This is a genomic window from Fodinibius salicampi (assembly GCF_039545095.1).
GTDB classification, from domain to species: domain Bacteria; phylum Bacteroidota; class Rhodothermia; order Balneolales; family Balneolaceae; genus Fodinibius; species Fodinibius salicampi.
In genome coordinates this window covers 1,689,234-1,702,203 of record NZ_BAABRS010000001.1, presented here as the reverse complement: position 1 = coordinate 1,702,203, position 12,970 = coordinate 1,689,234, and the positions used below count along the sequence as shown (strand labels likewise).

Here is a 12,970-nt window from a genome sequence, read left to right as displayed (position 1 = left end):
TCGGGATGATTATAGCAATACTACCACAAGTTCTACTGTTAATAAAGCGTAAAAACTATTACTATTGATTCTAAAGTCAATCCAACATGATGTCGCGACATTTTCAACATGAATAGAATTCCTCTTCTTTTACTGTGTATCCTCTTTTTGGCAGGAGGCTGTGGGAGCGCACTAAAAAGTGGATGGACTAATTTTACGGCATACTATAATACCTATTACAATGCCAAGGAATACTACCGCGATGGATTACAAGCCGTGGAGGATGAACCGGTAAATATAGCTCCTGATAAGCCTGTTCGGGTGCATTCGGCACCTACGGGAGCCGGCGCAGAGTCATTTAAACAGGCACTTCAGAAGAGTGTCCAGGTGCTGCAGGAACATCGGAATTCAGCTTGGGCGGATGATGCCTTGATGCTGATGGGGCAGTCGTTGTATTATCTGCAGGAGTTCGCTGCTTCCCTACAGCGCTTTGAGGAAGTCGGAGACATAAGCCGTGATACTACCCTAATAGCGAAATCAGCTGTATGGAAGGGGAGAGCCATGCTTGATATGCAGGATTACCAAGGGGGGGTAGAATATATTCAATCAGTTTTGGAAAATTATCCATCCGTTTGGTCTCCTGAAATAAAGGGGGAGCTGCAATTGCTGGCCGCCGAACATGCTGTTATGCTGGACGAATGGGATTTAGCATCAGAGATGCTGGCAGAAGCCCTTTCGAACATAGGAGATCGGGCGATGTTGGGAAAAACCTTTTTTCTATATGGACAGATTCTGGAGCGTAGAGATCGGCTTGGTGAAGCAAACTATGCTTATTCTCAAGTAGCATCTCAGTTTGCCGGTTTTGAATACACCTATTGGGCAGAAAGGAAGCGTGCAGAGACGCACCGGAAACAGGGTAGCACCGAAACAGCATTAATGATTTATAGGCAACTTTTAAATGATGATAAATATTTGGAACGCCGTCATGAACTGAGATTTGAAATTGCCCGTACAATGGAAGAGCAGGGCAGGGTACAAGAGGCAGAAAGACAGTACCAGCAGTTGTTGCATGGAAATGATCAATCGGGAGAACGAACGCATCAGGCACAGGTTTATTATCGTCTTGGGCAGTTGTACAGTGATTACTTTGATAATTATGAGCTGGCCGCGGCCTATTATGATAGTTCCGCAAGCCGGGGATGGATTCCCGGAGATAGCGAAGAATCGGCTGATCTTCAGATGCAGTATGTGAATCTAAAACAGTCTATTGCCCATACGGATAGTCTCCTGCAGCTGGGAAAATTGCCTCCGGAAAAATTAGATTCGTTGCTGGAAGAAATTCGTACCCAAAAACGACGGGAATTACAGGAGCAGGAAGAATCGGGAACTAATGAGCAGATGAGGAACGAGCCGGATGCGCCTGATGAGATGGAACAAACAAATCAATCATCCATATATGGATTTTTAAATTACCGAAGTACTGAAATGGTGGCCAGAGGTAAGCGTGAATTCCAGATGATATGGGGATCTCGTCCTTTGGTGGATAACTGGCGCAGGGAGGAGGCTATACGAACAACAGGTGTACAAGAAGAACTGGTTAACAGTGAAGAAGATCAGAGTGTGAGTCCGATGGAAGAATTGGACATAGATTTTAATCCGGAAGCTATACCACGTACAGAAGAACAGCGGCAACGCCTGCAACAGGAGCAAACAGAGCACTACTATCGGCTGGGAAACCTGTTATTTTTAGAGCTGAGTCGAGCAGATAGCGCTAAGCGATATTATCGGAAGGTTATTGACCGTGGGGAGACCTCCCTGCGTCCCAGGGCTATGTATGCCCTTACAGAAATTTATGCAGAGGGAGAAACCCACCATCCGGATAGCCTGGAGTATTGGACAGATCGGTTGGTAGCAGAATATCCTGATACAGAGTATGCCGAATTATTACTCACCGATGGTGCGTCTACTGATAATAAAAGGGAAGAAGCACAAAACGATAGCCTGCGCAAAGTATTTTATGAGCTTTCATCTGTAAGTATCCCGTTTAAAGGTGCAAGAATGCGGGGGTTGGCAAAAGACCACGCATCTGAAGAACAAGCTCCACATATCCATTACCAGGCCTTGGAAGAGTATATACAACAAGCTAAGGCGCTGGATATTTTGGCCGATACATTAATAAATTTCCCTAATCAGGTTTTGCAAGAAGCTCCTGTGTTTCAATCAGTTTATTGGGATAGTGTCAGGATACTACTCGAAGAACATGAGGAATTATTTGAGAATTCAACCTATCAGTCCAAAGTAAGTACGCTGAAAGAGGAACTAGGTCCCTCCCAGCAGCATGAGAAGCTAGCCACTTGCAGCGAAAGAGGAATATCATTAGAGGTGAAGCCCAGTATGGAGGCGTTTTTAGATTCGGTTGAATTTCCTGAACAAACAGAGGAGCAGTCTCTTTTTGGAAGTGTAGCCTATTTTTTTGTGGTCAATGAGGAGGGGGAGATAGAAGAGTATGAGCTGGCATCGATGTCGGCTTTACCAGATGTTGAAGCGGCTCTTGAAGAAGCATTTGAAAAACATCTCAGCTTTCAGCCGCCTGAGCTCAATGGGGAGATAGCCCAGATTCGCTGCCGCGTTGAATTTCCCCTGGAACGATAAGATGACGTTTTTCAGGCTCATAATTCAGCGGCGGTTACCAACTGATGGATGGTATCTACGTTAAGTTCTTTTAGCTCTTTTACCAGCTGACGGTTGATGTCTTTAATTAGAGAGGGTCCCTCATAAATAAGTCCGGTATAAACCTGAAGGAGATCGGCTCCCGCCAGCATCATTTTTAGTGCCGTAGAAAACGAATCAATGCCACCAACCCCTATTATCGGTTTTTGTCCATTAGTGGCTTTGCTGATCCACTGGATGATTTGGATACTCTTCTCTGCAATAGGAGGACCGCTTAATCCGCCTGTGCCTATTTTATCGAGCACGGAAGAGTTTGTCATAAGGTTATCGCGCTTAGAGGAGGTATTGCATGCCACATAACCATGTACCCTGTGTTCCTCACAGACTTGTAGCAGTTTCATGAGTTCCGCTTTTGAAAGATCCGATGAGATTTTCACCAAGGTAGGGAGCATGCGTGCATCACCCCGGATATTCAGCCCGGAGAGCAATTCATTCAGGGCTTTGGGATCTTCGAACGTTTTTCCTTCTTCGGTATTGGGACATGAAATATTTATGGTAATATAATCCGCAATTTTCTTGGCCTCATGGAAACTATGGATATAATCCTGGATCGCCCGGTCTCCCATAACACTCGAATCGTGGGTTTTGGCAATATTGATTCCCAGAGGTATGGAAATTTTCTTATTTTTAAGGCGCTTAACCACCGTTTTGGCCCCGTCGTTATTAAGTCCCATGCGGTTGATAACTGCCCGGTCTTTAGGCAGGCGGAACATGCGGGGACGGGGATTACCAATACTGGGGTCGCCCGTAATACTTCCCACTTCTACAAAGCCAAAGCCCGTAGCTTCCATTGCACGCGGTATTTTACCGTTTTTATCGAAGCCGGCGGCCAGTCCAATGGGATTCTTAAACGTTAATCCCCATATGTTTTGGCTAAGTTTGGGGGATTGATAGTTGTAAATAGCCCGGGCAACCGCTTGTAAGAAGCTGCTGTCCGAAACCTTTTGGGCAAATTGATATGTCAGATCGTGGGCCCTTTCAGCATCCAGCTGAAATAAAAGGGTTTTGACCAACGAATTATATATCATAATATGAGAACGATGCTTTTTCCAACTCCACCAAAGTAATGAGCTTTTAGCTAAGAACGAAATTTAAGATAATCATGGAGTTTACTTCTTTCGGGGACGTTCAAGAGTACCTCGATGCTATACCTAAGTTTCAGACCGCTTCTTCTTCTGCAGCTGATTTTAATCTTCAGAAATTTACTGATTTTTGTGCGGAAATAGGCAATCCACAGGATGCCTTTCCTTCAATTCATGTAGGAGGTACCAATGGTAAAGGAAGCTGTTGTAAGATACTTTCTACTATTTACAGGGAGGCAGGATATAACGTTGGAGTTTACAGTTCGCCGCACATTTTGACGTTTAATGAACGCTTTAATATAAATGGAAACTGTATTTCTGATGAAGATCTGCTACTTTTTTTTCAATGTTATCATCATCTGATTGAAGAGCATCGGCTCACTTATTTTGAGATCAGTACGGCCATAGCGTTTTGGTGGTTTGCAAACTCGGAGATTGATATCGGAATCATCGAAGTAGGACTCGGGGGCCGCTTGGATGCAACCAATGTTGTTCGCCCGCTGGTGAGCGTTATTACAAGTGTTGCTTTGGATCATACCGATCTTCTGGGAGATACCCTCGAGCAGATTGCACGGGAAAAAGCGGGCATTATAAAGGAGGATCGGCCGGTAGTACTGGGAAAGATACAAGAGGAAGCAGAAGCAGTTATTATGGAAGTGGCTGAGGACCAAGGGAGTACGGTTTATTCGGTTGAGGAATTAAGTCCCCGCATTACCAAAAAACGGAAGCTACAGCTGCAGATTAATGGGCACAGGAAAGTATATGATATCCCACCGATGGCACCTGTACAGGCGATAAATATGGCAATTTCGTATCGGGTAGTAGCATTATTGAGTAGTTATTTTGATGTATCTGAAGTATCACTTCGCAAGGCCTTAAGAGAATTGCCGTCAATTTCTGCTCGCTTTGAAAAGCTCGGAGAGGACCTGAATTGGTATTTTGACGGAGGACATAATAGAGAAGCGATCCAGGCGCTCAAGGAAGCTGTCGATTCGGTGGGAGCTGTAGAAGAAAGTATTTTGGTTTTAAGCCTTATGCGGGACAAGGTAAATAATGAAGTGATGAATGAATTTTCAGAATTCAAAAATATCTATTATTATACACTGAACACAAAACGGGCGGCGCCGTTTGAAGATATTGCAAAATGGCTGCCGCAAGTGATGAAGTTCCCGACCCATCTGCATGAGCAAAGGCGTCTGCTAAAAGTTTTTAAGTCAGAATTAGTAATTTTTGCAGGAAGTTTTTACTTTTATGCCACGGTTCGGGATTGGATACAAGAACTTGATTAAGCCGTTATATTCTTATCACCTGAGATTATTCCCTTTTATACGCAGTGTAGATCAATTCTTTTATACAGAATAGATTGCATAACCCTTTATTCATCACACAACGCATATCAAATTAAAGAACTATAGAATAGGATTATTATGTCGGATTATCAGACCGATGGAGTTACATTAGAGCAAATTGATACTTTGCCGGACAAAACAGTCAAGGAGCTGAAAGAGTTGGCTCGTGAACAGGGTTTATCATCTGTCTCGGACCTTCGGAAACAGCAGCTAATTGATAGAATTACCCAATCTGTGCGCGATAAAGCACGGGCTCAACAAAACGATAGGGAAAATAATAACTCCAACGGGAACCCTAAAGAACACTCAAATAAGAAACAATTGGGCAAAAAGAAGAAGAAAAAGAATGTACATGATATTTTGCCTGAATCAGATGCCCCAACTCTGGAAGAACGTCTAGAGGAGATAGAGCCTGATTTAGGGCCTTATTTGATTCAGGAAGGTACCCTGGAGATACTTCCAGACGGATACGGCTTTTTGCGCTCGGTTAACTATAACTATAAGGCCAGTCCGGATGATATTTACGTATCTCCCTCACAGATTAAGCGTTTCCGCCTGAAGCAGGGCGATTGTGTAATCGGGATCATTCGTCCCCCGAAAGTGGGTGAACGTTACTTCGCTTTACTGCGCGTGGATGGTGTGAATGGTAAGATACCAACGGATATGGATAACCGGGAGGATTTTGAAGATCTGCTCCCTATATATCCGGAAGATCGTTTAAAGCTGGAACATAAGCCCTCGGAGTACACCACCCGGGTAATGGATCTTTTTGCTCCTATTGGCAAGGGGCAGCGCGGTCTTATTGTAGCACAGCCGAAAACAGGGAAAACAACTATTCTGCGTAACGTCGCTAATGCAGTGAATGATAATAATCCTGAGACTAAGGTTATTATCCTGCTCATTGATGAGCGGCCGGAAGAGGTGACTGAGATGGAGCGCAATGTCAAAAATGCCGAAGTTGTGGCCTCTACCTTTGACGAGCGTCCTGAAAATCATGTGGGACTTTCCGAGATTGTTTTTGAGAAGTCGAAGCGTATGGTTGAAAGCGGGCACGATGTACTTATTTTGATGGACTCGATAACCCGCTTGGCCCGCGCCTATAACGTATGCCAGCCTTCCTCTGGACGTACAATGTCCGGCGGTGTGGATTCGGAGGCATTAAAGGCCCCGCGTCAGTTATTCAGCTCAGCCCGAAATATTGAGGATGGAGGAAGCCTTACTATACTGGCAACGGCTCTCATCCAGACGGGCTCGCGTATGGACGATCTTATTTTTGAGGAGTTCAAGGGCACCGGTAATATGGAGCTTGTGCTTGATCGCAACCTTTCTGAGCGGAGAATTTATCCGGCTATAGATATATTTAAAAGTGGAACCCGCCGAGAGGATCTTATCGTGCCGGAAACGGAGAAGGAGAAAGTAGTACTTCTGCGCCGTTATCTGAATCGCATGAACGCTTTTGAAGCGATGGAGTTCGTTCTGGATAAAATGAAAGGCACCAAAGATAATGAAGAGTTCCTTATTTCAATGAACCAATAAGGAAAACCGGGAAATTTAAGATTTGTATCTTCACTAACTGCTTATCCTTGAGGAATGTCTGCCAGTACAAATTGTTTGTCATCATCCTTGATGAGGCGCCCCGATTGACTGTGTTTGGAGTGATAGAACAGTAAGATGGCCTGCTCTTCATAGGCCTTGTTCAATAGCTGTACTTTCTGTTTTTTTGCCTCCAGTGGATACAGGTCCAGTCCCCGCATACTATAATGATTAAGATGGGAAGAAGAGGGGAGCAGGTCGGATAAATAGTAGGCACTTTCATCATTGCTTTTCATGTGAACTATTTGGTGACCAGCCGTATGCCCCCCACTTAAAATAGTAGAAATACCCTCCGTAATTTCAGTTTGGTCATCTCGGAGTAAGGTGATATGGCCATCAGCAATGAGCCGGTATAAGTCATCTAATTGATATCCTGCTCCGGGTTTGTCAAAGCTGGTTTTTACTTGAGAAAGAGCATACTCCCATTCTTTTTGATGAAGATAATAAGTGGCATTGGGAAAGGTGGGACGGGTTTTGGATTCATTATCGCTATATGAGCATCCGGCAGCATGGTCGTAGTGAAGATGGCTAAGAATGACATGTGTTATATCCGCCGGTTCTAGTCCGAATATAGAAAGATTGGTCCGTACATTGGAAACATGCTTGTTGTCACTTCCGGCATCAAGGCCCCATCCCAGCCCGGTATCCAGCAAGATGTTTTTTGAGTTTTGTTGAACCAGAATAGGATTAATACCTACAATAGATGATTGTGTATCTATTTCAGGGCCGTTAGATTCCGGCGAATCTTCTTCCGGAGCACGGTTTATATGCCCATCTCTGAACATTTCAAAACGTCCTTCACTCAAAATTTCAATATTCAGAGAACCAACTTTCATAGTATATGTATTATATAATTGATTTACGGACTCAGGGGTTAGCTTTAACCTGCCAGCGTTTACAGGACCTTAAAGCGTTATCTCAGTAAAGACGCTGACAGGAATCAACATCCGTTGATACGCTGTCAGATCCAATTTTCCCTTAAACCCTAAACGCATTAATTATTGAATTTCTATATGATAAGGGAAGAGTGTCAGGGCTTGCTGTTTCTTTAAAAGTGGTAGCTGTTCCTGTAATTGTTTGCCCCCAAGCGTGCTTATCCAACTATCTCCCAGCCAGTTTTTAACTTTGGCTGCCGTTGAACTCATAAGTAATTCATAAAAGGATTTTTCACTGGGATATTTTTGAAGGCTGTATTCAGTGAGTTCCGCCTTTTCCGCAGCCGTTTGAATAGCCGTGTCCAGTCCTCCCAGCAGGTCGATGAGTCCATTCTCCTTGGCATCTGCCCCGGTCCAGACCCGTCCCTGTGCCAGTTCATCCATACGCTCTACATCCATATTTCGCGAATCTGCGGCTTTCTGTATGAAGACTTCATAAAAGCCGTCTATAAACTGTTGAAAGGCCTTTTGTTCAGCTTCAGTAAAGCCCCGGTTTGGTGAAAGCCAGTCTGCATGCTCATGGGTTTTTACATCGTCAAAAGTAATACCGATTTTATCATTAAAGAATTCACGGGTATTCAATTTGGTGCCAAACACTCCAATCGAACCGGTGATAGTCGTTGGCTGGGCAACAATAGTATCAGCAGCCATAGCAATATAATAGCCGCCGGAAGCTGCAACTCCACCCATAGATACTATGACCGGCATTTCATCCTTGAGCGTTTTAATGTTGCGCCATATAGCATCGGAAGTACTGCCCGAACCGCCGGGACTGTCAACATGTATTACCAGTGCTTTGACATCCTCATCATCCCGAATTTTTTGGAGCTGTTCATCAAAAAAGTCAGCGGTGATAAGTTGCTGGTCCAAAAAGGGAGAATTTGAATCAGCATTGGGCATAATAGGCCCGCTGGCATGAAGGACCGCAATTTTATGAGAGGAAGAGGTCGTGGAGAGTCCTGCCGAAGAGGGGGTAACCCGCGCATAACGACTGTTGGAGATCGTTTTGAAGGATTCGTCCTCTTCAAGTCCTATTCGTTTTTCTATGTGTTTATCCAGCTGATCAGCATATAACAGGGAATCGATCAATTGCTCATCATAAGCAAATTGGGTAGTAAGTCGGGGTTGATCGTTCAAAATACTATTAAGCTCTTCCGCACTGCGGCCGCTTTTTGGGCTGACAGCTGTAATGAAAGTATTGTTAACCTCATTGAGCAGCTGATTCATTTGATACTCGTTTTCTTCCGACATTTCCCTGCGATAGTAGGGTTCCACGGCTCCTTTATATTTGCCATGGCGTGTCACTTCTGCTTCTATCCCCAGTTTTTCAAACAATCCGTCATAAAAGGTGACTTCGCTGTAAAAACCGTCAAATTCAAAGAAGGTTTCCGGCGGAGCAAAAACAGAATCAGCGGCCGTGGCAAGAAAGTAGCCCTTTTCGTTGTAGCCAATATCGTTGGTATTGGCATAAATAAACTTATCTGAGCTGTCCCGAAATGTACTGATAAGGCGATGAGCTTCCTCAAGATTAGCCCATGACTCCGATACATAATCTATTTGAAGAAGAATACCTTTTATATTATCGTGACTTTGGGCTTTTTTCAGATTTTCTTTTAATGTCTCCAGTGAGGCTTTATTATTATTACTGCCCATCAATTCATCCAGGGGGCTGGTGGTTGTACGCTGTGGTAGGGCACCCCGAAGATCAATTTTTAAAATAGTATTATCCTGTACATAAGGTTCCGGTTCCTGTGAACTGCTGGATACCGTAATAAATAGAATAATAGTAAATAACCCCATAGCCAGGAAAAGGCCGATCATGGTGGCGATAATCGTCTTGAAAAAGTTCATAGTCCTTTATATTAAATCAGCAATTTTAAATTAATTTTTAAAACGAATTGTTACCTATCAAGGATACGAAAAATATATACGAATGTTATTAAACGAATAGATGATTTACAATGAATAAACAAAATGTGCTCATAGTGGGTTCAGGACACAATGGATTGGTAACGGCCTGCTACCTGGCAAAGGAGGGATATAAGGTAACGGTTCTTGAGCGCCGGGATATGGCCGGAGGTGCGGTAGCTACCGAAACCATGTTTCGCTCTGATCGTTTTCCGAATGGATTTCGTATGGATGTGGGGTCGTCGGTTCATATTATGATTCATCAAACTGGTATTATTGAGGAGTTGAGTCTGGAGGAATATGGATTAGATTATATAGAGATGGATCCGATCATGTCGTATCCTTTGCCGGAAGGAGAAGGGGTTATCCATTTTTTTAAGGATCTGGATCGTACGCTGGATTCCATAGCTCGTGTTTGCCCGGAGGATGTAGAAAACTACCGGGATTTTGTAGAGTTCTGGGGTCGAGTCAATGAAGGGGTACTGAAGGCTTTTATGGTGCCTCCCAGCGGAAAAAATATTGCCACGGAATTAATAAAAGGGCAGTGGCGCGACGGCTCGATGTTTGAAAAAGGTAAACAGACAGAAGGATTACAAAAGATCTTCAGCAGTTACGGAAAGGTGGTGGATGATGCCTTTGAAAACCGCTATTTAAAAGCAGCAATGACCTGGTTTGCGGCACAATCAGGGCCTACGCCCGATCATCCTGCTACAGGCGATTTTGCGGGCTGGCAGTCGATGCTGCATCAGAGTGGAGCCAAGCATCCGCGCGGGGGCAGCGGTATGCTTACACAGGCAATGGTAGCTTTTCTGGAGGATCACGGGGGCAAAGTATTAACTGGAGAACCGGTTCAACAGGTTTTAATTGATGAAGGGAAGGCCATAGGTGTTCGTACGGAAGAAAACGAGTACCGGGCTGATATCGTCATCTCCAATGCTCATGTGCAGACAACGATGATGAAGCTGGTGGGCAGGGAGTATTTGTCTCCGGGTACCTATACAAAAGTTGAAAATATTAATGTGGGGAATGGTTTTGGAATGGTGATTCGTTGTGCGGTGGAGGAGCTGCCGCGCTACGAAGCCTGTCCCGGTGATCCGCATATCCATAATGGGATGCAGCTGTTGGCCCCATCGGTCGGTTATATGAACGATGCTATCGGGGATTACCTGCAGAAGAAACCGCCGGAAAATCCCGCCGTGCTGGCAATGACTTTTTCCAATATCGATCCCGAAGTGGCCCCGGATGGGGGGCACACGCTTTATGCCTGGGCGCAATGGCATCCCTATGAATTGCGTGATGACCTGCATTGGGATGATATCCGGGAGCGGGAGGCGGAAAAAATATACGAGGTAGTCTGCAGATACGCACCTAATATGAAGGGTGAGCTGATTGATTGGTACATTCAGTCGCCGCTTGATATTGAGCGAAAACACGCCATGCCAAAGGGCAATGTGATGCACGTGGAAATGAGTTTTGACCAGATGTTCATGTTTCGGCCTATTCCGGAGATGAGCAAATACCGAACACCCATAGAGAATCTGTATTTGTCGTCTGCTTCCTGTCATCCCGGAGGAGGAGTTTTTGGGGCAGCGGGATATAATGCAGCCCAAATTGTGTTAAAGGATTTGAAAAAGAAATCGTGGCTTAAATTTTAGTTTTTATTATATGATTGAAAAGAGTAATGCATCCGTTACCGTTGACCTGTCTTCGCTTGATAATAACTTCCGGTGTTTGAGTGAGTTTGTTGACAAAGATACCCGCATTATGGCGGTAGTAAAGTCTAATGCATATGGACATGGAGCCATTAAGGTTGCTGAAGCATTGGAACCCAAAGTAGGTGCTTTTGCCGTAAATGCTATTCAAGAGGGAATTGAGCTTCGGGAAGCCGGTATTACTATACCCATACTTGTATTTGAGGTACCACAAAAATCGATGGTGAGGCAATACCGAGTGCATAATTTGACAGCAACCTTTAGTGCAACAGAACATTTCGACTGGGTACCTGACGGTACTTCTTATCATTTGAATTTTGATACGGGAATGGGGCGTCTGGGATTCCGCGCTGAACAAGCCGAAAAAGTAGCTGGATTAGTGAAAAAGAGGAAGGAGCTTTTTTGTACGGGGATCTATTCGCACTTTGCAACGGCACATGAACCGGGCTCGGCGCGAGTAAGGGAGCAACACCGGAAGTTTAACACAATCCGGTCTCACTTTCCGGATCAGCTGGCTACCCATATAGCTAACACCGGGGGAACGGCCTTTTATGATACCGAACAGTTTAACATGGTGCGCTTGGGCATTGGTCTGTATGGTTATGCTCCGGGAGATATTGCCATCGATGGATTACAACCGGTACTAAGGTGGGATACCTTTCTTACGCAGGTTAAAGAAGTAAAAAAAGGGGAGGCCATAAGTTACGGGGCCGACTGGCAGGCCCCCAGTGACGGATATATTGGGATTCTTCCGGTAGGGTACGAAGATGGTCTGAAAAGGAATCTTGGTGGTAAGCTTCGCGTTCTTATCGGAAATGAAGATTACCCGGTTGTGGGAACGGTAACCATGAATTACACTATGGTGTTCTTAGAACAAAGTAAGTTTGAGGTAGGTACAGCAGTAAAGCTGCTGCATGCCGGAAATAATGCTTATGATTGGGCTCAAAAGTTGGAAACTATACCCTATGAAATACTGACCAGTATCGACCTGCGTATTCCTCGAACTTATATTTAACCAGGTGTGCAGTTAAAAATGGATATAAGCCTGTAACAGATGATCAATTGAGAATTTCTACAAGCTCAACATCAAAATACAGGGTTTTATTTTCGAGACTTCCTTCTGCAGGCTCTTCATCCACCGTTCCGTATCCCAGCTCCGGGGGAATAATCAGCTTTCTTTTTTCTCCTTCTACCATCCCCAATAATCCTCGCCGGAAACCATCCACAAGTGGATTAATGCGTCGACCTTGTGGGGAAGTCATGGGATTTGGAGTAAGGTTCCGTAAAATGCCGGGTGTGGAATTGCCATTGCGATATGTGCTCTCAAATACCTCTCCATCTTCTGTTCTACCGGTATAGCGTACGCGTAATTGGTCTCGTGAAACGACACCAGATTTCCCATATCCTTCTTCTATAACATAAATAGTAAGCCCATCTTCCGTGGTAGAGTCGCTTACGGCATTGTTAATATCATAGGGTTCGGGAGGGGTGTATTCAATTTCCCTGAAATTAGTAGAATTATCGCCACAAGATTGAATGATAAATGCAACGAGCAGAATAGGCAGTAAAAATGTTAAAGCAGATCTTTTAGATGACATTATCAGAAGTTTCTCTAAATATTTAGTTCCTTGTTTAGTTGGCAGTTTTGCCGGACAGAACTGTAAATATGAATTAGGTCAATA

The 12,970-nt window shown here is 44.4% G+C and carries 9 protein-coding genes; 5 read left to right on the top strand and 4 right to left on the bottom strand.

Going from position 1 to position 12,970, the window contains the following annotated elements; translation table 11 throughout:
- Window positions 1–108 precede the first annotated feature (108 nt).
- Complete coding sequence (gene porW, locus ABEB05_RS07325) at window positions 109–2,631, top strand: type IX secretion system periplasmic lipoprotein PorW/SprE (protein WP_265788857.1); 2,523 nt, start codon at window positions 109–111, stop codon at window positions 2,629–2,631.
- Between the two features lie 17 nt (window positions 2,632–2,648).
- Here porW and ABEB05_RS07320 read toward each other — a convergent pair whose 3' ends face one another.
- The gene (locus tag ABEB05_RS07320; RefSeq protein WP_265788855.1) at window positions 2,649–3,737 is read right to left on the bottom strand and encodes a quinone-dependent dihydroorotate dehydrogenase; all 1,089 of its coding nucleotides are present in this window, start codon (window positions 3,735–3,737) and stop codon (window positions 2,649–2,651) included.
- A gap of 74 nt (window positions 3,738–3,811) precedes the next feature.
- On the opposite strand from ABEB05_RS07320, the gene ABEB05_RS07315 reads away from it, so the two are divergent.
- Together ABEB05_RS07315 and rho are read left to right on the top strand one after the other, a co-directional pair.
- Window positions 3,812–5,080, top strand: a complete 1,269-nt coding sequence (locus ABEB05_RS07315; RefSeq protein WP_265788853.1) for a bifunctional folylpolyglutamate synthase/dihydrofolate synthase — start codon at window positions 3,812–3,814, stop codon at window positions 5,078–5,080.
- Between the two features lie 138 nt (window positions 5,081–5,218).
- Window positions 5,219–6,676, top strand: a complete 1,458-nt coding sequence (gene rho, locus ABEB05_RS07310) for a transcription termination factor Rho (RefSeq protein WP_265788851.1) — start codon at window positions 5,219–5,221, stop codon at window positions 6,674–6,676.
- Between the two features lie 41 nt (window positions 6,677–6,717).
- Here the strand turns inward: rho and ABEB05_RS07305 are convergent, their stop codons facing one another.
- A complete protein-coding gene (locus ABEB05_RS07305; protein ID WP_265788849.1) occupies window positions 6,718–7,569 on the bottom strand; it encodes an MBL fold metallo-hydrolase in 852 nt (283 codons plus the stop codon).
- 162 nt (window positions 7,570–7,731) lie between these two features.
- Complete coding sequence (gene sppA, locus ABEB05_RS07300) at window positions 7,732–9,519, bottom strand: signal peptide peptidase SppA (protein WP_265788847.1); 1,788 nt, start codon at window positions 9,517–9,519, stop codon at window positions 7,732–7,734.
- Between the two features lie 110 nt (window positions 9,520–9,629).
- On the opposite strand from sppA, the gene ABEB05_RS07295 reads away from it, so the two are divergent.
- Together ABEB05_RS07295 and alr are read left to right on the top strand one after the other, a co-directional pair.
- The gene (locus ABEB05_RS07295) at window positions 9,630–11,231 is read left to right on the top strand and encodes a phytoene desaturase family protein (protein ID WP_265788845.1); all 1,602 of its coding nucleotides are present in this window, start codon (window positions 9,630–9,632) and stop codon (window positions 11,229–11,231) included.
- A 10-nt stretch (window positions 11,232–11,241) separates the two neighbouring features.
- Window positions 11,242–12,303: an alanine racemase gene (alr, locus tag ABEB05_RS07290; protein WP_265788844.1), complete on the top strand. Its 1,062-nt coding sequence runs from the start codon at window positions 11,242–11,244 to the stop codon at window positions 12,301–12,303.
- Between the two features lie 43 nt (window positions 12,304–12,346).
- Here the strand turns inward: alr and ABEB05_RS07285 are convergent, their stop codons facing one another.
- On the bottom strand, window positions 12,347–12,886 hold the full coding sequence (locus ABEB05_RS07285) for an FKBP-type peptidyl-prolyl cis-trans isomerase (protein ID WP_265788842.1): 540 nt from the start codon (window positions 12,884–12,886) through the stop codon (window positions 12,347–12,349).
- Between the last annotated feature and the right edge of the window lie 84 nt (window positions 12,887–12,970).

What these genes read in the sequence shown, in the direction of transcription:
- porW (WP_265788857.1), top strand. Translation starts at nt 109, where the DNA reads ATGAATAGAATTCCTCTTCTTTTACTGTGTATCCTCTTTTTGGCAGGA.
- ABEB05_RS07320 (WP_265788855.1), bottom strand. Translation starts at nt 3,737, where the DNA reads ATGATATATAATTCGTTGGTCAAAACCCTTTTATTTCAGCTGGATGCT.
- ABEB05_RS07315 (WP_265788853.1), top strand. Translation starts at nt 3,812, where the DNA reads ATGGAGTTTACTTCTTTCGGGGACGTTCAAGAGTACCTCGATGCTATA.
- rho (WP_265788851.1), top strand. Translation starts at nt 5,219, where the DNA reads ATGTCGGATTATCAGACCGATGGAGTTACATTAGAGCAAATTGATACT.
- ABEB05_RS07305 (WP_265788849.1), bottom strand. Translation starts at nt 7,569, where the DNA reads ATGAAAGTTGGTTCTCTGAATATTGAAATTTTGAGTGAAGGACGTTTT.
- sppA (WP_265788847.1), bottom strand. Translation starts at nt 9,519, where the DNA reads ATGAACTTTTTCAAGACGATTATCGCCACCATGATCGGCCTTTTCCTG.
- ABEB05_RS07295 (WP_265788845.1), top strand. Translation starts at nt 9,630, where the DNA reads ATGAATAAACAAAATGTGCTCATAGTGGGTTCAGGACACAATGGATTG.
- alr (WP_265788844.1), top strand. Translation starts at nt 11,242, where the DNA reads ATGATTGAAAAGAGTAATGCATCCGTTACCGTTGACCTGTCTTCGCTT.
- ABEB05_RS07285 (WP_265788842.1), bottom strand. Translation starts at nt 12,886, where the DNA reads ATGTCATCTAAAAGATCTGCTTTAACATTTTTACTGCCTATTCTGCTC.